16 protein-coding genes are annotated in these 19,603 nt (G+C 72.4%); 11 read left to right on the forward strand and 5 right to left on the reverse strand.

All coding sequences use genetic code 11. The features are described 5' to 3' along the window. Positions 1-6 precede the first annotated feature (6 nt). Genes ACFQGL_RS06855 through ACFQGL_RS06870 form a run of 4 tightly spaced genes read left to right on the forward strand, consistent with a single transcriptional unit; the run spans position 7 to position 9,795 of the window. The gene (locus ACFQGL_RS06855; protein ID WP_377507055.1) at positions 7-957 is read left to right on the forward strand and encodes a TauD/TfdA family dioxygenase; all 951 of its coding nucleotides are present in this window, start codon (positions 7-9) and stop codon (positions 955-957) included. Then, the gene (locus ACFQGL_RS06860) at positions 957-1,145 is read left to right on the forward strand and encodes an MbtH family protein (RefSeq protein ID WP_377507058.1); all 189 of its coding nucleotides are present in this window, start codon (positions 957-959) and stop codon (positions 1,143-1,145) included. Before ACFQGL_RS06855 ends, ACFQGL_RS06860 begins: the two co-directional genes overlap by 1 nt. Next, positions 1,142-4,258, forward strand: coding sequence for a non-ribosomal peptide synthetase (locus ACFQGL_RS06865; RefSeq protein WP_377507061.1), 3,117 nt, complete (start codon positions 1,142-1,144; stop codon positions 4,256-4,258). Before ACFQGL_RS06860 ends, ACFQGL_RS06865 begins: the two co-directional genes overlap by 4 nt. Then, positions 4,255-9,795: a non-ribosomal peptide synthetase/MFS transporter gene (locus ACFQGL_RS06870; RefSeq protein WP_377507064.1), complete on the forward strand. Its 5,541-nt coding sequence runs from the start codon at positions 4,255-4,257 to the stop codon at positions 9,793-9,795. The genes ACFQGL_RS06865 and ACFQGL_RS06870 overlap by 4 nt, the downstream gene beginning before the upstream one ends. Positions 9,796-10,113: 318 nt before the next feature. Here the strand turns inward: ACFQGL_RS06870 and ACFQGL_RS06875 are convergent, their stop codons facing one another. The 3 genes from ACFQGL_RS06875 to ACFQGL_RS06885 are packed head-to-tail and all read right to left on the reverse strand — an operon-like array spanning position 10,114 to position 12,868. Beyond that, positions 10,114-11,052 carry a phosphotransferase gene (locus ACFQGL_RS06875; RefSeq protein ID WP_377507067.1) on the reverse strand — a complete coding sequence of 313 codons (939 nt, stop codon included), beginning with the start codon at positions 11,050-11,052 and terminating at the stop codon, positions 10,114-10,116. Then, complete coding sequence (locus tag ACFQGL_RS06880) at positions 11,049-12,302, reverse strand: serine/threonine-protein kinase (RefSeq protein WP_377507070.1); 1,254 nt, start codon at positions 12,300-12,302, stop codon at positions 11,049-11,051. Before ACFQGL_RS06880 ends, ACFQGL_RS06875 begins: the two co-directional genes overlap by 4 nt. Positions 12,303-12,352: 50 nt before the next feature. Beyond that, the gene (locus ACFQGL_RS06885) at positions 12,353-12,868 is read right to left on the reverse strand and encodes an NUDIX hydrolase (RefSeq protein WP_377507073.1); all 516 of its coding nucleotides are present in this window, start codon (positions 12,866-12,868) and stop codon (positions 12,353-12,355) included. Positions 12,869-13,022: 154 nt separating this feature from the next. Between ACFQGL_RS06885 and ACFQGL_RS06890 the strand changes: the two genes are divergently transcribed. Then, a complete protein-coding gene (locus ACFQGL_RS06890) occupies positions 13,023-13,514 on the forward strand; it encodes a type II toxin-antitoxin system PemK/MazF family toxin (RefSeq protein WP_377507076.1) in 492 nt (163 codons plus the stop codon). A gap of 1 nt (position 13,515) precedes the next feature. On the opposite strand, the gene ACFQGL_RS06895 is transcribed toward ACFQGL_RS06890, so the two are convergent. Then, positions 13,516-14,157, reverse strand: coding sequence for a flavodoxin family protein (locus ACFQGL_RS06895; protein ID WP_377507079.1), 642 nt, complete (start codon positions 14,155-14,157; stop codon positions 13,516-13,518). A 172-nt stretch (positions 14,158-14,329) separates the two neighbouring features. Between ACFQGL_RS06895 and ACFQGL_RS06900 the strand changes: the two genes are divergently transcribed. From ACFQGL_RS06900 to ACFQGL_RS06910, 3 genes are all read left to right on the forward strand, one after another. Then, positions 14,330-14,665, forward strand: a complete 336-nt coding sequence (locus ACFQGL_RS06900) for an ArsR/SmtB family transcription factor (RefSeq protein ID WP_377507082.1) — start codon at positions 14,330-14,332, stop codon at positions 14,663-14,665. Further along, on the forward strand, positions 14,658-15,131 hold the full coding sequence (locus tag ACFQGL_RS06905; protein ID WP_377507085.1) for an SRPBCC family protein: 474 nt from the start codon (positions 14,658-14,660) through the stop codon (positions 15,129-15,131). Before ACFQGL_RS06900 ends, ACFQGL_RS06905 begins: the two co-directional genes overlap by 8 nt. Before the next feature lie 90 nt (positions 15,132-15,221). Next, on the forward strand, positions 15,222-16,229 hold the full coding sequence (locus tag ACFQGL_RS06910; RefSeq protein ID WP_377507088.1) for a phosphotransferase enzyme family protein: 1,008 nt from the start codon (positions 15,222-15,224) through the stop codon (positions 16,227-16,229). Between the two features lie 27 nt (positions 16,230-16,256). Here ACFQGL_RS06910 and ACFQGL_RS06915 read toward each other — a convergent pair whose 3' ends face one another. Beyond that, positions 16,257-16,907, reverse strand: coding sequence for a GGDEF domain-containing protein (locus tag ACFQGL_RS06915; protein WP_377507091.1), 651 nt, complete (start codon positions 16,905-16,907; stop codon positions 16,257-16,259). A 270-nt stretch (positions 16,908-17,177) separates the two neighbouring features. Between ACFQGL_RS06915 and ACFQGL_RS06920 the strand changes: the two genes are divergently transcribed. From ACFQGL_RS06920 to ACFQGL_RS06930, 3 genes are all read left to right on the forward strand, one after another. Continuing rightward, positions 17,178-17,417, forward strand: a complete 240-nt coding sequence (locus ACFQGL_RS06920; protein ID WP_377507094.1) for a DUF397 domain-containing protein — start codon at positions 17,178-17,180, stop codon at positions 17,415-17,417. Positions 17,418-17,557: 140 nt separating this feature from the next. Then, on the forward strand, positions 17,558-18,445 hold the full coding sequence (locus ACFQGL_RS06925) for a helix-turn-helix domain-containing protein (protein WP_377507096.1): 888 nt from the start codon (positions 17,558-17,560) through the stop codon (positions 18,443-18,445). 110 nt (positions 18,446-18,555) lie between these two features. Further along, on the forward strand, positions 18,556-19,398 hold the full coding sequence (locus ACFQGL_RS06930) for an SAM-dependent methyltransferase (protein ID WP_377507099.1): 843 nt from the start codon (positions 18,556-18,558) through the stop codon (positions 19,396-19,398). Positions 19,399-19,603: the final 205 nt, after the last annotated feature.

The following is a 19,603-nucleotide window of genomic DNA, read 5'->3' on the forward strand; positions in this document are numbered from 1 at the left end:
GAGAGCATGAGCGACACGATCGCCACGCTGCCCGTGGTCGTCGAATCCGACGGCCGGGCACTGACCGAACTGATCACCGACCGCCGTACCGAGCTGCGCGCCACCCTGTCCGAGCAGGGCGGCCTGCTGTTCCGCGGCTTCGACGTGGGCGGGGTGGACGGCTTCGACCGGGTGGTCCGGGCGCTGTCCGGGGAGCCGCTGACCTACACCGAGCGGTCCTCACCACGGCACGCCATCAAGGGTCGGGTGTACACCTCGACCGACTACCCGCCGGACGAGGAGATCTTCCTGCACAACGAGAACTCGTACCAGGCGCGTTGGCCGTTGACGCTGTTCTTCTACTGCATCACCGCGCCGCAGACGCTGGGGGCCACCCCGCTGGCCGACATCCGCCAGGTCTACCGGGAGATCGACCCGGCGGTACGGGAGGAGTTCGTCCGTCGACGCTGGATGCTGGTGCGTAACTTCCACGAGGACTTCGGCGCGACGTGGCAGCACGTCTTCGGCACCGACGACCGGGCCGAGGTCGAGGCGTACGCGGCGGCCAACCGGATCACGCTGGAGTGGGTGGGCGCCGACGGGCTGCGTACCCGGGCGGTCCGCGACGCCGTGCACCACCGGCCCGGCTCGGACACCCCCCGGTGGTTCAACCACGCCACCTTCTTCCACGTGAGCAGCCTGGCCAAGGACCTCCAGGAGGGGTTGCTGGCCATGTTCGGCGCCGACGGGCTCCCGTCGAACACCTACTACGGCGACGGTGGCGAGATCCCCGCCGACGTCATGGACCACCTGCGGGCCGCGTACCGGGCCGCCAGCGTCCGCTTCGACTACCAGCGCGACGACGTGCTGGTGGTCGACAACATGACCGCCGCGCACGGTCGGGAGCCGTTCACCGGCCCCCGCAAGATCGCCGTCGCGATGGCTGAACCGCACAACCCCGAGAGTGGAGAGCAGTGATGGCCGAGCCCCGATTCCTGGTCGTGCGCAACGACGAGGAGCAGTACTCCATCTGGTCGGCCGAGCGGGACCTGCCGGCGGGGTGGCACGACACCGACTTCGCCGGCACCCGGGAGGAGTGCCTGGCGCACATCGACACCGTCTGGACCGACATGCGACCCCGATCGGTACGCGAGGAAGCGTCATGACCAGCGAGTGGACCTTTCCGGCGTCCTTCGCCCAGGAGCGGGTGTGGACGGCGAACCAGCTCGACCCGGACTCACCGGTCTACAACGTGTCCGTGTTGTGGCGGTTCCCGACCGGCATCACCGCGGCGCAGGCCGTGGAGATCCTGGGCCAGGTGGTCGCCCGGCACGAGTCGCTCCGTACGCATCTGCGGATGGTCGACGGTGCACTGGTGCAGGTCGTCCGAGCCGCCGAGCCGCTGGAGCTGCCGGAGCTGGACCTGTCCGACCTGCCCGCCAACGAGCAGACGGTCCGCTACGACGAGACGCTGGCCGAGCTGGCCCGGACCCCGATCCCGCTGGACGCCCCGCCGCTGTGGCGGGCCCGGCTGGCCCGCTTCGCCGAGGACCGGGTCGGGTTGCAGCTCGTGGTGCACCACGCGATCTTCGACAGCCACTCCGTGGTGCTCCTCGACGCCGAACTGGCCGCGTTCGCCCGGGCCGCGCTGACCGGCGCGCCCGCCGACGTGCCCGAGCTGCCCATCCAGTACGCCGACTTCGCGGTCTGGCAACGCGAGCAGCTCACCGACGAGGAGGTGGACCGGCAGCTCGCCTTCTGGCGTGAGCACCTGGCCGGCGCGCCGGCGGTCACCGGCCTGCCGCTGGACCGGCCGCGCCCCGCCCAGCTCGACTTCGCCGGCGACGAGGTGCGCTTCGACCTTCCCGAAGGGCTGCTGGACGAGATCGGGCAGCTCGCCGCCGGGACCTCGACCACCCCGTACATGGTGCTGCTGGCCGCGTTCGGCACGCTGCTGTCCCGGCTCTCCGGTGACCCCGAGGTGGTGGTGGGCATCTCCACCGCCGGCCGGGACTCCGCCGAGCTGACCCCGCTGATCGGCATGTTCGTCAACCCGGTGGCGCTGCGGTGCGACCTGACCGGCGACCCGACCGTCACCGAGCTGCTCGGCCGGGTCCGTGTCGGCCTGGTGGACGTGATGGAGCACGCGCAGACCCCGTTCCAGCGGATCGTGGGGGCGGTCGCCCCGCACCGCGACCCGTCGGTGCAGCCGGTGTTCCAGACTGCGCTGAACCTCATCCCGGACTCCGGGCTGGACCCGGTGGCGCTGGGCACCACCAAGGACGACTTGGCCTTCGACATCACCGACGGCACCAGCCGCCTGGTCTACCGGACCGACCTGTTCGACCGGGCCACGGCCGAGACGATCGTCGCCCGCTACCTGCGTCTGCTCACCGCCGCCGTCGCCGACCCGGGGACGCGGCTGTCCGCGCTGCCCCTGCTCGCCGACATCGAACGCACCCTGCTGCGCTCGTGGACCGGCACCGGGCCGGCGGTCACGTCCACCACCCTGGTCGCCGAGCTGGAGCGGCAGGCCGCCGCCACCCCGGCCGCGGTCGCCCTGATCTGCGACGGGGAGGAGCTGAGCTACGCCGAGCTGGCTGCGCGGGCCAACCGGCTGGCCCGACTGCTGGTCCGCCGCGGTGCCGGCCCGGAGGCCCGCGTCACGCTGCTGCTGCCCCGCTCGGTGGAACTGGTGGTGGCGATGCTCGCGGTGCTCAAGTCCGGTGCGGCGTACCTGCCGGTGGACACCACCTATCCCGCGAACCGGATCGAGTTCCTGCTGACCGACGCGGAGCCGGCGCTGGTGCTGGCCACCCCGCAGACGGCCGCGCTCGCCCCGGCGGACGCGCTGGTACTGGATCCGACGACCGCCGCCGACCTGGACGGCGCGGACCTCACCGACGACGACCGCCGGGCGCCATTACGCCCGGAACACCCGGCGTACCTGCTCTACACCTCCGGGTCCACCGGCCGCCCGAAGGGCGTGTTGGTCGAGCACCGGGCGGTGACCGCCTACCTGGCCTGGGCCCGGGACACCTACCCCGGCCTGGCCGGCACCGCGCTGCTGCACTCGCCGGTCTCGTTCGACCTCACCGTGACCGGGCTGTTCGGCCCGCTCACCGTCGGCGGTACGGTCCGGCTGGCCGGCATCGACACACCGGCGGCCCGGGCCGGCGGACCGCCGACCTTCCTCAAGGTCACCCCCAGTCACCTGCCGCTGCTGGACGACGCGCTGTCGCCCACCACCGACCTGGTGATCGGCGGGGAGGCGCTGACCGGCGAGCAGTTGGCCGGCTGGCGGTCGGCGCATCCCGAGGTGGCGGTGATCAACGAGTACGGTCCGACCGAGGCGACCGTCGGCTGCGTGGCGGCCCGGATCGCGCCCCGGCAACCGGTGGCCGCCGGGCCGGTACCGATCGGCCGGTCCACCTGGGACACCCGGGTGCACCTGCTCGACAACGCCCTGAACCCGGTGCCGCCGGGTGTGGTCGGCGAGCTGTACGTCGCCGGGGCGCAGCTGGCCCGGGGCTACCTGCGCCGGCCGGCGCTCACCGCCGAACGCTTCCTGCCCTGCCCGGACGGGCCGCCGGGGGAGCGGATGTACCGCACCGGCGACCTGGCCCGCTGGCGGGCCGACGGGGCACTGGAGTACCTGGGCCGCCGGGACAACCAGGTCAAGGTCCGGGGAATGCGGATCGAGCTGGGCGAGATCGAGTCGGTGCTGCGTGCCCGCCCGGACGTGGACGTCGCGGCGGTCGTGGTCCGTGTCGACGCTGGCGAGCCGAGGTTGGTCGCCTACCTGGTCGGCCGGGCGGACGAGGCGACGCTCGCCGCCGAGCTGGCCCTTGACCTGCCCGCCCACCTGGTGCCGGACGCGTTCGTCCGGCTGGACGTGTTGCCGCTGACCCCGAACGGCAAGCTGGACACCGCCGCGCTGCCGGCCCCGGCGGCCGCCGCCCCCGAGGGCTTCCTGGCGCCGCGTACCGACGCGGAGGCGCTGGTCGCCGAGGTCTACGCCGAGATCCTGCAGGTGGAGAAGGTCGGCGCGTTGGACGACTTCTTCGCCCTGGGCGGCAACTCGTTGCGCGGCATGCGGGCGATGGCCCGGATCCGCGCCGAGGTGGACGTCGAGTTGCCGATGCGGGCGCTGTTCAGCAGCCCGGTGGTGGCCGACCTGGCCGCCCAGATCGAGCAGCGGATCGCCGCCGAGCTCGACGGGCTCTCCGAAACCGAGGTCGCTGCGCTGCTCGCAGCGGATAAGGACACCCCCGCATGACCGACGTCAAGGAACCGACCCGCGACGCCGCCCGACAGGCGTTGATCGCCCAACGGCTGCGCCGCCGGTCGGGAGGCACGCCCGCCGCGCGGGTCACGCCCCGCCCGCCGGACGCCGAGGTGCCGCTCTCGTACGCCCAGGAGCGGGTCTGGTTCATGGACCAGCTCGCGCCGGGCGAGGCGGCGTACCACATCGCGGTGCCGCTGCGGGTCCGCGGCCCGCTGGATGTCGCGGCGCTGCGCCGCGCGCTGGCGGATCTGACCCGGCGGCACGAGGCGCTGCGCACCCGGTTCCCGGCCGACTCGGACGGCCGGCCCACCGTCGTGCTGGACGACGTGGTCGAGGTGCCGCTGACCGTGCTGGACGCCGCCGACGAGGCCGCCGCGCAGGCGCTGGTCGACGCGGCCGCCGCCGAGCCGTTCGACCTGGCCAACGGGCCGCTACTGCGCGCCCTGCTGATCCGGCTGGCCCCGACCGAGCACGTGCTCTTCCTCGGCCAGCACCACATCGTCGGCGACGGCTGGTCGGTGGACGTGCTGCTGCGCGACCTGATCACCCGCTACCGCGACGGGGAGTTGCCCGCCCTGCCGGTGCAGTACGGCGACTTCGCCGTCTGGGAGGCGCGGGAGTTGGCCGGGCCGGGTGCCCGCCGACACCTGGACTGGTGGAAGGAGCGGCTGGCCGGCATCACCCCGCTGGAGTTGCCGCTGGACCTGCCCCGACCGGCCACCCAGACCTACCGGGGCGACTTCGTCGAGTTCACCCTGGACCGGGAGGCCACCGAGGGGCTGGCGGCGCTGACCCGCTCCTACGGGGGCACGCTGTTCATGACGTTGCTCGCCGCGTACCAGGTGTTCCTCGCCCGGCACTCCGGGCAGGACGACTTCGCGGTGGGCGCGTCGGTGGCCGGCCGGTCCGCACCGGAGCTGGAGAACGTGGTCGGCATGTTCATCAACATGCTGCCGCTGCGTGCCGAGCTGGCCGGTGACCCGACCTTCACCGAGCTGCTGGAGCGGACCAGGCGGGCGGTGTTGGACGGGTTCGAGCACGCCGAGGTGCCGTTCGCGCGGGTGGTGCACGAGCTGGGGCTGCCCCGGGACGTCAGCCGCTCGCCGGTCTTCCAGTCGATGTTCGTGCTGCAGAACTACGAGATGGGCCGGTTCTCCGGGGTTGCGGACGACGCCGGGGTCGACTTCGAGTGGCATCCGATGGAGCTGCGCGCCACCCGCTTCGACTTCGAGCTGCACGCCGTCGAGACCGGCGACGGGCTCTGGGGCAAGCTGGTCTTCAACACGGACCTGTTCACCAGGGCCACCGTCGAGCGGATGGCGCACCGGCTGACCACGCTGCTGCGCGCCGTGGTCGCCGCACCGGACCTGCCGGTCTCCGCGCTGGACCTGCTCGCTCCGGCCGAGCGGGCGCTGCTGGCCGGCTGGAACGACACCGCCGGTGACTTCCCCCGGCAGCAGACCCTGCACGCCCCGATCGAGGAGCGGGCCGCCACCACGCCGGACGCGGTGGCGTTGCGGTTCGCCGGTCGTTCGGTGACGTACGCCGAGCTGAACGCCGCGGCGAACCGGGTGGCGCACCGGCTGCGCGCGGCCGGGGTGGGCCCGGAGACCCTGGTCGGCGTCTGCGCGGAACGGTCCGTGGAGCTGGTCGCGGGCCTGCTCGGCGTGCTCAAGGCCGGCGGCGCGTACCTGCCGCTGGACCCGGAGTACCCGGCGGACCGGTTGGCCTTCATGGTCACCGACGCCGCCGCGCCGGTGGTGCTGGTGCAGGAGCACCTGCGCGACATGCTGCCGGCCACCGACGCCACCGTGCTCGCCCTGGACGACGCGACGGTCTGGGCCGACCAGCCGACGAGCGACCCGACGCCGACGGCCGGCCCGGCGCACCTCGCGTACGTCATCTACACCTCCGGCTCCACCGGCCGTCCCAAGGGCGTGCCGAACACCCACCGGGGCATCGTCAACCGGCTGGACTGGATGCAGCGCACCTACCGGCTCGGCGCCGACGACGCGGTGTTGCAGAAGACCCCGGCCAGCTTCGACGTGTCGGTGTGGGAGTTCTTCTGGCCGCTGCGCGAGGGCGCGCGGCTGGTGCTGGCCGAGCCGGGCGGCCACAAGGACGCCGGCTACCTGCGTGACCTGCTGGTCAGCGAGCGGGTGACCACGGCGCACTTCGTGCCGTCCATGCTCACCGTCTTTCTCGCCGAGGACGGCGTGGACGCGGCGAGCGACCTGCGCCGGGTGATCTGCAGTGGCGAGGAGCTGCCGGTCGCCGCGGCCCGGGACTTCGCCGCCCGGCTGCCCGGTTGCGGCCTGCACAACCTGTACGGCCCGACCGAGGCGGCGATCGACGTGAGCTCCTGGGCGTGCGATCCGGAGCTGCTGGACGAGCTGGTCAGCGTGCCGATCGGGGCGCCGATCAGCAACCTGCGGCTGCACGTGCTGGACGCCCGGGGCAACCCGTGCCCGGTCGGCGTCGCCGGGGAGCTGCACATCGGTGGGGTCGGGTTGGCCCGTGGCTATCACCGTCGGGCCGCGTTGACCGCGGAGCGGTTCGTGCCGGACCCGTTCTCGGGTGAGCCGGGCGCCCGGCTGTACCGCACCGGTGACCTGGCCCGCTGGCGCCACGCCCCCGGCGTGCGGCCGGGTGGCGACGCCGGCGCGGCCGACGGACCGGCCGGTGTGCTGGAGTTCCTCGGCCGGATCGACCACCAGGTCAAGCTGCGTGGGCTGCGCATCGAGTTGGGTGAGATCGAGAGCGCGCTGCGCGCCCAGCCGGAGGTGACCGAGGCGGTGGTGCTGGTCCGCGAGGACACCCCGGGCGACAAGCGGCTCACCGGATATCTGGTCGGCGCGGCCGAGCACGACGCGGTCAAGGCCGCGTTGAAGGAGACGCTGCCCGAGTACATGGTGCCGGCCGCGTTCGTCACCGTGGACGCGCTGCCGCTCACCCCGAACGGCAAGCTGGACCGCCGGGCGCTGCCCGCGCCGGTGGTGACCCGCGCCGCGTCGGTGGCGCTGGTCGAGCCGCGGAACGACACCGAGCGGCTGCTCGCCGGCATCTGGTCGGACGTGCTCAAGGTGGACACCCTCGGCATCGACGACGACTTCTTCGACCTGGGCGGGCACTCGATGCTCGCGACCCAGGTGGTGGCACGGATCCGCAAGGCCGAGCACGGCGGGCGGCCGGTCGGTGTGATGGACCTGTTCCAGCAGCGGACCATCCGTGACCTGGCCACGTTCATGTCCGGCGGCGGCGAGGGCGACGGGCCACGCCGGCTGCTCTACGAGCTGACCAAGCCGATTCCGACGGCCCAGCGGGTGATCACCTACGTCTGCGTGCCGTACGGCGGCGGCAGCGCGATCGTCTACCAGCCACTGGCGGACGCGCTGCCGACCGGGCACGCGCTCTGGTCCCTGGCCATCCCCGGGCACGACGTGGGGCTCACCGAGGACGCGCTGCCCTTCGACGAGCTGACCACCCGGGTCGCCGACGAGATCCTGGAACGCGTCGAGGGCCCACTGGCCCTGTACGGGCACTGCGGCGTCGGCAGCGCGATCGTCGCCGAGGTGGCCCGCAAGGTGGAGGCCGCCGGCCGGGAGTTGACCGCGCTCTACATCGGCGCGATGTTCCCATTCGCCCGTCCGAAGGGGTTGTTCGCGGCGGTGCGTACCCGGCTCGAGAAGCTCAAGAGCAACCGGCACTACGCGAGCTGGCTCAAGTCGATGGGGGTGGACACCGACGAGCTCGACCCGGAGCAGGCCGACCGGATCATCAGCAACATGCGGGCCGACTCCCGGGCATCCGAGGAGTACTTCACCGACCTGCTCGGCCGGCGCGCGGTGAAGCTGCGCGCCCCGATCATCTCGGTCGTCGGCTCGGAGGATCCGGTCACCGACTACCACACCGAGCGGTACGCCGAGTGGCAGTTCCTCAGTGACCGGCTGGGGCTGGTGGTGCTCGACCAGGCCGGACACTTCTTCCTCAAGTACCGGGCGCAGGAGCTGGCCGAGATCGTCACCCAGGTGCACCCGGCCGTCGTCGCGGGCGACGTCGGGGCGCTGACCCCGCAGGCGCGCGGCGCGGACGCCGGCTGGGCGGTGGCCGCGACCCGGGGCGTCGAGGCCACGGCCGGTCCGGAGCAGCCGGTGGTCCGGCCGAGCATGACCCGGTTCGTGGCGGTCACCGCCGGGCAGTTGGTCTCCACCACCGGCTCCGCGCTGACCGCGTTCGCCCTGCCGATCTGGCTCTTCACCCGTACCGGCTCGGTGGCCAACCTGGGTCTGCTCTGGGCGCTCGCGCTGATCTGCGGCGTGCTGGTGTTGCCGATCGCCGGCGCGATCACCGACCGGGTCAGCCGCCGGAAGATCATGATGATCGCCAGTTGCAGCGCCGGTTCCATCCAACTGGTGCTCGCGGCATTGCTCTGGACCGACAACCTGGCGCTCTGGCACATCTACGTCCTGGTGGCGCTGAGTCAGGTGGCCGGGTCCTTCCAGCGGATCGCGTTCCAGTCGGCCGTGCCGCAGCTGGTGCCCAAGCGCTACCTGGGGCACGCGATGGGCATCACCCAGCTCTCCAACGGCTTCGCCATGCTGCTGATGCCGGTCTTCGCCGCGGGTCTGCTGGCCGCCATCGACCTCAAGGGCATCCTGGTGCTGGACGTGGTCAGCTACCTCGTCGCGGTGCTGACCCTCGCCGTGGTCCGCTTCCCCGACCTGCTCGGCTGGCGACCCAAGGAGCGGCTGCTGGTGGCGATCGCCAACGGCCTGCGCTACTCGTGGCAGCACCGTGGCTTCCGGCTGATGCTGGGCTACTTCGCGCTGGGCAACATCTTCCTGGCCCCCGCGCTGGTGCTCACCACCCCGCTGGTGCTCTCCTTCGGCAACGCCACGCAGGTGGCCCAGGTCGCTCTCGCCGAGGCGCTCGGCGCGGTGGCCGGCGGTGTGCTCATGTCGCTCTGGGGCGGCCCTCGGCACCGCCGCATGATCGGTGTGCTGATCGGCAACCTGGGCACCGCGGTCGGCTGCGTCCTGGTCGGTTTGGACGCGTCGGTGGCGATGATCTGCGTCGGGGCGTTCTGGCTGGCCATGTCGATGACCACGGCGCAGTCGATCTACGCCACCATCGTCCAGGTCAAGGTGCCGCAGCGCTTCCACGGACGCGTGTTCAGCCTCAACCAGACCATCTCCTGGTCGACGCTGCCGATCGGCTTCGCACTGATCGCACCCGGGGCGACGAACCTGTTCGAGCCGATGTTCGCCCCGGGCGGGGCGCTCGCCGGGTCGGTGGGCGCGGTGATCGGCACCGGCGCGGGCCGGGGCATCGGGTTCGCGTACGTCTGCTTCGGCGCCGCGCTGATCCTGATCACCCTGGGCGGGTTCGCGATCCGGCTGCTGCGCCGCTTCGACCTGGAGGTGCCGGACTCGCTGCCGGACGACCTGATCGGTGCGCAGGAGCGGGAACGCCGCCTGGCGGCCCGCGCCGAGCAGCGCGAAGAGGAGCGGGTGCCGGTCGGGGTGTGACCGACGCCGGGCCGCCGCGCTGTCTCAGGGCAGTCGCGGCGGCCCGAGATCATCTTGGCGAATGCGCGGCCCCGCCGGTCGGCGACCCAACTGCGTACCGCCGCCAGCGATCTCCTGCGCGCCACCGGCTGCGACCCCACAACCGCGAACCAAGAGGTACGCACGGCAGCCCAGCACGGCGAGGACTCCGTCCGAGCGGGATGAGCTGACGGACCCATGATCGTGCTCGATCCAGGAAACAGTGGCCTCGCCCTGCGAGCGAGGGCACTGGAACCAGGATCGTGCACGATCACCCTGGGCTGACAGCAGGCACTCGCGTCAGCCCAGGAGGGCCCGGGTGACGTCGGGCCGGTTGAGCGCCGACGCGCACCAGACGAAGTGGCCGTCCTGGCCCGTCGGGTCGTACGCGGTCGCCGTGATCAGCGAGTACGCGGCCCGATACACGAGCAGCGCAGTGTGGTCGTAGTCCATCCGGGCCTCGATCAGAGCAAGGAGATCGTGCTCGACCCGTGGCGCGTCGGGTCCGTACATGTCGAAGATCGCTGCCGCGATCGCCGCGTCGAACGCCGGATCACCTTCGGTCGTCAGGAAGCCCCAGTCGAGCACCGCGCTCGGCTGGCCCGAGGCGTCGACCAGGACGTTCCCGGGAACCAGATCACCGTGCACCACGGCTCGCCGGCCGCTGTCGACGGCGAGTAGGCGACTGGCGAGTGCCCCGGCCTTCTGCTCGAAGTCATCGACTGCCCGGCTCAACACCGGTCGGAAGCGCTCGACCCGGCGTCCGGCAAGCCGCGCGAGGGCCACCGGGAAGTCCTCGCCGGCCGCGAACAGCGGCGAGGCCTCACCCAACACCGGCAACTCACGGGCCGCCGCAAGCCCGCCGCCAGCGGCAAGCGCGGCGACCACATCGACGAAGATCGCGTACGCGTCCGCGTGTCGCACGGCGCCGGCCGTGAGGGCGGCTGCCAACGTCGTACCGGTCAGTCGCCGCTCGATCGTGACCACTCGATCCTCGACGGCCTCCACCTGCACGATCCTCGGTACGCGAAACACGAACGGCTTCGCGTCCAGGGCCTGGTAGAACGTCGCCGTCCGGCGCGACGACTCGACCGAACCGGCGAACCAGATCTTCGCTACACGCGAGTCGTCGATCTCGTAGACCGCGCCCTCCATTCCCTCGCCCAGCAGCTTGGGCACGGCCGTGCCGATCCACCGCCGGAGCACCCGGGCCGCCTGATCGTCCGAGACGCGGCTCATTGCGACATCGACTCGGCCTCGGGCAGCTCCTCCGGCTCGGCGACCCAGGCGGAGAAGACCGGCACCCCGTGCCAGGGACCGGTGCCCCCGTCGGCCCGGGTGTCGGTGGCCACCGCGACCACCGCGTACGGGTGCCCGAAACGCAGTTCGGCGGTACGGGCGATGCCCTCCGGTGGCAGGCTGACCACCCCGAACATGCCGGTCACCGCGGCTGCCTCGAAGCCGTACCGGCCGTACCGGGCCATCGCCACCTGCCGCGCCTCGAAGCCCTGCACCGGCCGGTCGAGCGCTGTCGCGAGGGCCGCGGTGGCGGCCGGGAAACCCAGCGCCGATGCGGTCAGCTCCTGCTCGCTACGGGCGGACCAGCAGGGGAGCAGGGCTTCGTGCCGCTCCTCGCGCCCGTTCCGGGCCCGGGTCCGGACCCGCTCCTCGCGCAGCGTCCACAGCGGAGTCGCCCCGAGCGGCAGGTCGAACAGCGAGCGGCGACCGGCCGGTTCTGCGCCGTCGGCCGCGCCGGCACTGAGCTGGTACGCGGCAGCCAGCACATCGGCGGGTGGCACGTCGGGCGCGGCGGCCACCGACAGGACCACCAGGCCCGCGCCATCGGCCGCCTGGGCGGGCGCGGCGTGCACGATCACGTCACCGGCCCGGGTGGTCGTCACGATGGCGCCCCGGTGGCCGTGGCTCGGGCTGCGCAGCACCCGGCGCAGGCGACCCGCCCAGGCGCTGTCGGCGCCGAGGGAGCCGGCGTCGGCGACCTCGAACGGGTTGGCCCAGGAAATCCGGGTGGCCTGTGCGCTGGCCAGGGCGAACACCACGTCCGGGCGGACCTGCAGGGGGAACCTCTCGATCAGCCCGTAGGTGTGCTCGCGCGCCCAGGCGTCCAACCCGGCGTGGTCGGGCAGTACGCCGACCTCGGTACTCGCGGGCAGCGCGGCCCGCCACCCGGCCGGCCCGCCGTCGCCCTGGCCCGGTCGATGCCAGAGCGCGGTGGCGGCGGCGACCAGCGGGTGCGGCGCGTCCAGCAGCGCGCGGGTGACCTCGACGGCGCTGGCCAGGTCGGTCCCCAGGGCCTCGGCCAACTCCTCGGCCACGGTCGGGGCGTCCCGGTCCAGGCTGGTCGCCGCCGTCGCGCAGAGCGCGAGCAGCAGCCAGGCGCCGAGCGGCGACGCGACGTGATGCCGGTCGCCGATCGTGGCGTGCAGTCGCTCGGCGTACCCGGAGAGCGGCCCGTGCAGGTCGGTCGTCATGCCCCCACTCTGCCCGCCCTCGCCCGGGCCGGCATCCCCGCCGGCCCGGCTCACGAGAACAGCTCGAACGGTTCGTCGACCTCCTGGCCGGCCAGCAGGGGCGTGATCAGCCGGGGGAGCTGCCCGGGGTAGAACCGTTCCCGGCTGGCCACCACCTCCGGCAGCGGCCACCAGCGGAACCCGAAGTAGTCCTCCCGCTCGTAGTCGAGGCGGTGCGCCTCGTCCACGTCCGGCCCTGGGCCGGCCAACCGCACCACGACGACCACCTCGTCCTGGACGTGGCGTAGCTGGCGGTGCCGGAAACTCGCCCGCCGCCGCCAGGTCGGCATGCCCACCTGGTCGACGGTGACGGCGATGCCGGTCTCCTCCAGCAGCTCCCGCACGGCCGTGTCCCGGTAGGTCTCCCCGGGGTCCATGCCGCCGCCGGGCAGCTCCCACCAGGTGCCGAGCTGGGGATGATCCGGGTCGTGGGTGTGAAAGAGCAGCACCCGGTCGGTCCCGTCGAGCACCACCACCCGTACCGCGCGTCGCTCGAGGATCGGCAGGTCGTCGGGCAGCTCAACCATCGGTGGAGCCGAGCGCCGTCGCCGTACCCGGCAGACTCCTGGTGCGCACCTCGATGGTCACCCAGCACCCTCCCGTCGTACCGATTGCCGGCATCAGTCTGCCGTAGCACCGCCCGCTCCGGCGGCCGGTGGGTCGACGGGTAGGCTGCCCGCCGTGGCTGGTCTGTTGAGGAACGTGGCGGCACGCATCACCCGAGTTGGCGCGGTGATCCCATCGCCCCGGCGTACCGGGCCGAGTCCGGCGCGGGTGGCACGCCGCCGTCAGGTGAGCGCGTTGCAGCGGCGGGAGCTGACCTACGCCCCCGAGCGGGACGGCCAGGCCGACCCCGGGGAGATCGTCTGGACCTGGGTGCCGTACGAGGACGACCCCCGGCAGGGCAAGGACCGGCCGGTGCTGGTCGTCGGACGGCACAGCCGGACGCTGTTCGGGCTGATGCTGTCCAGCCAGAGCGAGCGCGACGGGCAGCGGCACTGGTTCGCGCTCGGCCCCGGCGAGTGGGACCGGGACAACCGGCCGAGCTGGGTCCGGCTGGACCGGGTGCTCACCATGCGCGAGGACAGCATCCGCCGCGAGGGCGCCGTGCTGGACCGGCCTCGGTTCGACCGGATCGGCGAGGCGCTGCGACACAGCTACGGCTGGCGCTGACCTACCGGCTCGGACCGACTGCGGCGTCGCGCGCGTCCGGCGCCGGGTACGGCTGCTCCGCGAGCAGCCGGGCCAGGTGGGCGCTGTTCAGCGCCAACGCCTTCGTGGTACGGCCGGTGGTGTCGGGCTTCGGGCCGGCGTCGCGGTAGTCCACCTTGTGCAGCGCCTCGCCGACCCAGTAGGTGGCGCCGGCCGCGGCGCAGGTGAACCCGACCTCGTTGAGTGCCTGCTGCACCTGGCCGATGGTGTGGTGCGCGCCGTCCTCGTTGCCGACGACGGCGACGCCGGCCACCTTGCCGTAGGTGAGCAGCCGGCCCTCGGCGTCGGTCTCCGAGAGTTCGGCGTCGAGGCGTTCGAGGACCAGCTTGCACACGCTGGACGGCTGACCGAGCCAGATCGGTGTGGCGATGATGAGCACCTGGGCGGCCAGCAGTTTGGCCCGGATCGATGGCCAGCCGTCCCCGTCGCCCTCGTCGGTCGACACCCCGAACCGCACGTCGTGGTCGACCACCCGGACCACCTCGCCCTCGACGCCCTGCGTCGCCAGTTCGGCGAGCACTTCCCGGCCGAGCTGTTCTGAGCTGGACGGGGCCGGGGACGGCTTGAGGGTGCAGTTGAGCACCAGGGCGCGAATGCTCGCCACGTCTGTTCCTCTCGGACGGGGTCGGGCTGTCCGCCGCTTCATACCCACGCCCCGTACCGCGACACCTCGCGCCGAGACTGACCGGCCTTCGGCCGCCGAATCGGTTGACAGAAGCGCTCTGAGCAGTATATTCAACCTATCGGTTTATAAGCCGGATGGTTGAGGGATGGCGATGACAGCAGATCCGGTCAGCGCCGTGTTCGCCGCGCTCGCCGACCCGACCCGGCGGGCCATCCTGGCCCGGTTGGCGACCGGCGAGGCGACGGTCAACGAGCTGGCAGAGCCGTTCCCGATCAGCGTGCAGGCGATCTCCAAGCACCTCACCGTGCTGGAGCGGGCCGGGTTGATCGTGCGGACCCGCGAGGCGCAGTGGCGGCGGTGCCGTCTCGACCCCGCGCCGCTGCGCACGCTCGCCGAGTGGGTCGAGCAGTACCGCCGGCTCTGGGACGACCGTTACGACACATTGGACGACTACCTGAGCGACCTGAAGGGAAACAGCCATGAGTGAGCTCCGTGACCTCGTGATCGACCTCCCGTCCGACCGGGAGATCAGCCTCACCCGTTCCTTCGCCGCCCCGCGTGAGCTGGTCTACGCCGCGCACACCCAGGCCGAGCACCTGAAGCACTGGTGGGGTCGGGGTAACCCGCTGGACGTCGAGATCGACTTCCGGGAGGGCGGCCACTACCGGTACGTCGAGCACGCCGACGACGGCAACGACTACGCGTTCCGCGGCGAGTTCCGGGAGATCGTCGTGCCGGAGCGGATCGTGCAGACCTTCGAGTTCGAGGGCATGCCCGGCCAGGTCGCGGTGGAGACGGTCGTCTTCGACGAGCAGGACGGCCGTACCGTGGTCACCAGCACGACCCGGTTCGACACCACCGAGCAGCGTGACGGCATGGCCGAGTCCGGCATGGCGCAGGGCGCGGCCGATTCCTACACGGCACTGGACCGGCACCTGGCCACGCTGCGCTGAACTGCCCGGTCCGGGCGTCGCACGCGGCGGCGTCCGGACCGGGACCGAATACCCGTTGGACCGAACCGCCGGCGGTGGCATGGTGTCCGGATGACCGAGGACGCGTCACGGTGGGTGGTCGGATGGGTCCGGGCCGACTTCGGCCTCGACCTGGCCACACTGGACGAGGTGACCCACGGCGCCGACCAGCACGCCCGCCTGTGGCTGGGCCAGGCGGCCGACGGTTCCCGGTACGCGGTCAAGCTGAGCGGTGGCGGCACACCGGCGGGCCTGGTCGTCATGGCGTACCTGGCCGGGCAGGGGGTGCCGGGCATCCCGGCGCCGCTGCGTACCCCCGATGGGCGGTTGTGCAGTGAGCGCGACGGCCGCCGCCTCTCGGTGGTGCCGTGGGTGTCCGACCACCGGGCACTGGACGGTCCGATGACCGACGCGCACTGGCGCTCGTACGGCGAGGTGCTGGCCGCCGTGCACGCGGTGCCGGTGACCGACGAACTGCGACGGCTGCTGCCGCCGGGCGGTGCGGCGTACCCCTTGATCGTGGCCGCTACCCGCGCGGTGGCCGAGCGGCTGCGCGCCCCCGACCTCGGCGATCCGCTGGTCGCCGACCTGGCGGGCGTCTGGTCGGTGGTGGCCGACCGGGTGTCCGTGCTGATCGAGGAGGTCGAGCGGCTCGCCGCCGAGCGGCCCGGCCCGTCGGTCGTCTGCCACGGCGACCCGCACCTGGGCAACCTGCTGCTCGGCCCGGACGGGCAGGTCTGGCTGATCGACTGGGACGACGCGGTGCTCGCCCCAGCCGAGTGTGACCTGATGTTCGTCGTCGGCGGAGTGCTCGCCTTCGCGCCGATCACCGCCGAGCAGGAGGTGGCCGCCCTCGCCGGCTACGGTCCGGCCGACATCGATCCGACCCGGTTGGCCTGGTTCCTCGCGGTCCGTGCGCTCGACGACCTCAGCGACTGGACCAGCCAGGCACTGGACGCCGACGCGACCGCGGCCGACCGAACGCGAGCGGCCCGGATCGTGCGGGGACTGGTGTCACCGGTCGGACTGATCACTCTCGCGGACGCGGCGCTGCGAAACCTCGACCCGGCACGTCGATGATCCGGTGCGGCGTGGGCGAGGGCTCGCTCAACGCTCCGCCAGGCGAGCACTGTCGACGAGTTGCCGGGGCGGCCGAGTGGTGCCCAGGCTCTTGGCCTGATACATAGCCGCGTCGGCGCGGCTGAGCGCCTCGGTGAGCTGAGCCGGGCCGGTCACCGGAGCGAGCCCGACGGACGCGGTCACCCGGACGCTGCGCCCGGCGAGGCGGATCGGGGAGGCGACGGTCTCGCTGAGCCGCTGGGTGGCGTGGGCGATCCAGCGTCGGTCGACGGTCCGGCTGGTGAGCAGGCCGGCGAACTCGTCCCCGCCGAGACGGGCGACGAGATTGTCCCCGGCGAACCCGGCCAGCCGATCGGCGACGCTGATCAGCACCTGGTCGCCGGCCGCGTGCCCGTACCGGTCGTTGATCTGCTTGAAGTCGTCCAGGTCGAGCACGACGGCGACCAGTGGCTGCCCGCCCGCGTCGGTGAGCAGCGTGGCCGCGAGACGGTAGAAGGCGCGTCGGTTCGGCAGCCCGGTGAGCGGGTCGTGGCTGGCGGCGTGCCGCTCGGCGTCGAGCTCGGCCTGCAGGTGACTGATCTCGGCCTCGGCGCGCACAGCCCGACGGCGTAGCTGCCACGAGGAGAGCAGCGCGCCCGCAGCGCAGATGCCGGAGGCGACACTCATCGGATCCGGCACCAGCCCTCCCATCGCGGCGACCGCCTCCAGCCTTCGGCCGGCGCGGCGCGCATGCCGCGTCGGGCCCAGTTTTCCCCTGGTCGTTGCCCCTTTCGGGGTAACTCATTGTGAACGGATGGGCACCGTGCACGTGCGTTATCATGCTCGCCGTGCGGTGCAGATGCAATAGCAGATGCACGTGCAGCACCGTCCGATATCGATATTCGCACCCTCGCCGGCAGCGCCCCTCGCGCGGGCATCGGCGGGCTCCGTGAGCAGAGAGACACCCTCATGCAGCAGCCGCCGAACGGCGTTCCGATCCACCAGTTGCCTCCGCTGAGCTGGCAGAAGAGTCGCCGCAGCAACCCCAGCGGCAACTGTGTCGAACTCGCCGAACTCCCCGGTGGCGCCGGTATCGCGGTCCGTAACTCGCGACATCCGGAGGGGCCGGCACTGATCTACACAGTGGACGAGATCACCGCCTTCGTGCTCGGCGCGCGCGACGGTGACTTCGACAACCTGATCAACTGAGCATCCCGGGATGCGGTCCCGCCGGTGGGACTGAAACACCGGTCCGGAGGATGTTCACCTCACTGTCGGTTCATGGCATGCTTACACGTCGGACGGGCCGGGGCGCCCGACCACCAGGGTCGGTTTCCGGAGGTCCGCACGTGACGATGGTTCCCGCCGAGGGCGGCCCGACGACCGGGCCGACCGTGCTGCGCATGCTGCTCGGAGCCCAGTTGCGGCGCCTGCGGGAATCCAGCGGGGTGACCCGGGAGGGCGCCGGATGGGAGATCCGGGCCTCCGAATCCAAGATCAGTCGAATGGAGCTGGGTCGGGTCGGCTTCAAGGAGCGCGACGTCTCCGACCTGCTCACCCTCTACGGCGTCACCGAGGAGCAGGAGCGCGAGGCGCTACTCAAGCTCGCCCGGGACGCCAACAGCCCCGGCTGGTGGCACCGTTACGGCGACGTGCTGCCCACCTGGTTCCAGTCGTACCTGGGCCTGGAGGCGGCCGCCGCGCTGATCCGCAGCTACGAGGTGCAGTTCGTCCCCGGCCTCCTGCAGACCCGGGAGTACGCCCGGGCAGTCGTCCTGCTGGGCCACGGCGCGGCCGGCCCCGCCGAGATCGACCGCCGGGTCGGGCTGCGGATGCAGCGCCAGCAGTTGCTCCGTCGCGAGCACCCGCCCCAGCTCTGGGCCGTGGTGGACGAGGCGGTGCTGCGCCGCCCGATCGGTGGCGTCGACGTGATGCGTGGCCAGTTGACCGCGCTCATCGAAGCGACCAAGTCGCCCAACATTCGGCTCCAGGTCATCCCGTTCGCCGCCGGTGGCCACGCCGCCGCCGGTGGCGCCTTCACCATCCTGCGTTTCGGCGACCAGGAGCTGCCGGACATCGTCTACATCGAACAGCTCACCAGCGCCATCTACCTCGACAAGCGCGACGACCTGGACTATTACGCCGTGGCGATGGAACGCCTCTGTGTCGAGGCCGAGCCGCCGGAGCGTACGCCGGAGATTCTCGGCCGGCTGCTCGACGACCTCTACGCGCGCTGACACCGCGAGCGGGGCGGCGGCCGCGCGGCGGTTGCTACTAGCATGGTCAGCGACCGGCGACAGTGGACGGACAGCACCGAGCGGGTGTGCGCCGAGTCGTGGAGGCAGCCTTGACCACCGATGCTTCGGGTAGCACGACCGGCTCCGTGAGCGACCGGATCGACACCTCGATCGCCCATCCGGCCCGCCGCTACAACTACTGGCTGGGCGGCAAGGACAACTTCCAGGCCGACCGGGAGTCCGGCGACGCGATAGCGGCCGGCTTCCCGACCATCCGCACCGCCGCTCTGGAGAACCGCCGCTTCCTGCAGCGCGCGGCCGGCTACCTGGCTCGCGAGGTCGGCATCCGGCAGTTCCTCGACATCGGCACCGGCATCCCGACCGCCAACAACACCCACGAGGTCGCCCAGGCCATCGCGCCGGAGTCCCGCGTGGTCTATGTGGACAACGACCCGATCGTGCTCGCCCACGCCCGGGCGCTGCTGAGCAGCACCGCCGAGGGCGCCACCGCCTACATCGACGCCGACCTGCGTGACCCGGAGCAGATCCTCACCCACCCGGAGCTGCTGCGCACCATCGACCTGTCGCAGCCGGTCGGGCTCATGCTGGTGGCGGTCCTGCACTTCCTGCCCGACGGCGACGACCCGTACGCGCTGGTGCGGCGACTGCTCGACGCGCTGCCGGCGGGCAGCTACCTGGCCGCCTCGCACGCCACGCACGACTACCTGCCCCCGCAGATCGCCGAGGAGGCCAAGGCCGCGGCCAAGGGCGGCGGCCCGCACGGGCTGATCAATCTGCGTACCCGGGGCGAGTTCACCCGCTTCTTCGTCGACCTCGACGTGGTCGAGCCGGGCATCACCTCGGTCGCCGAGTGGCGGGCCGAGGACGAGCCGGAGCCGCGCCCCTCGGTTGCCGAGGTCAGCATGTACGGCGCGGTCGCCCGCCGGCCCTGACTCCGGCCGGCCCGCTCACCCCCGCCGGCCGATCTCGGTGACCGGCTTCGACGACGTCCCCGAGGCCGCCCCGGCCAGCGCCCGCTGCCCGCCGTCCCACGCTGCTCCTGACCGACCCACCGGGCCGGGCCGGCCATCGGTCGGCCCGGCGCCCCGCTCTCCGCCACCCGCACGACCGGCCATTTCGGTACGCAGGGGAGGAGTG

The organism is Micromonospora vulcania (assembly GCF_042658605.1).
GTDB classification, from domain to species: domain Bacteria; phylum Actinomycetota; class Actinomycetes; order Mycobacteriales; family Micromonosporaceae; genus Micromonospora; species Micromonospora vulcania.

Bases quoted from the DNA above. Each gene is read 5' to 3' on its own strand.
- ACFQGL_RS06855 (WP_377507055.1), top strand. From the start codon at position 7: ATGAGCGACACGATCGCCACGCTGCCCGTGGTCGTCGAATCCGACGGC.
- ACFQGL_RS06860 (WP_377507058.1), top strand. From the start codon at position 957: ATGGCCGAGCCCCGATTCCTGGTCGTGCGCAACGACGAGGAGCAGTAC.
- ACFQGL_RS06865 (WP_377507061.1), top strand. From the start codon at position 1,142: ATGACCAGCGAGTGGACCTTTCCGGCGTCCTTCGCCCAGGAGCGGGTG.
- ACFQGL_RS06870 (WP_377507064.1), top strand. From the start codon at position 4,255: ATGACCGACGTCAAGGAACCGACCCGCGACGCCGCCCGACAGGCGTTG.
- ACFQGL_RS06875 (WP_377507067.1), bottom strand. From the start codon at position 11,052: ATGAGCCGCGTCTCGGACGATCAGGCGGCCCGGGTGCTCCGGCGGTGG.
- ACFQGL_RS06880 (WP_377507070.1), bottom strand. From the start codon at position 12,302: ATGACGACCGACCTGCACGGGCCGCTCTCCGGGTACGCCGAGCGACTG.
- ACFQGL_RS06885 (WP_377507073.1), bottom strand. From the start codon at position 12,868: ATGGTTGAGCTGCCCGACGACCTGCCGATCCTCGAGCGACGCGCGGTA.
- ACFQGL_RS06900 (WP_377507082.1), top strand. From the start codon at position 14,330: ATGACAGCAGATCCGGTCAGCGCCGTGTTCGCCGCGCTCGCCGACCCG.
- ACFQGL_RS06905 (WP_377507085.1), top strand. From the start codon at position 14,658: ATGAGTGAGCTCCGTGACCTCGTGATCGACCTCCCGTCCGACCGGGAG.
- ACFQGL_RS06910 (WP_377507088.1), top strand. From the start codon at position 15,222: ATGACCGAGGACGCGTCACGGTGGGTGGTCGGATGGGTCCGGGCCGAC.
- ACFQGL_RS06920 (WP_377507094.1), top strand. From the start codon at position 17,178: ATGCAGCAGCCGCCGAACGGCGTTCCGATCCACCAGTTGCCTCCGCTG.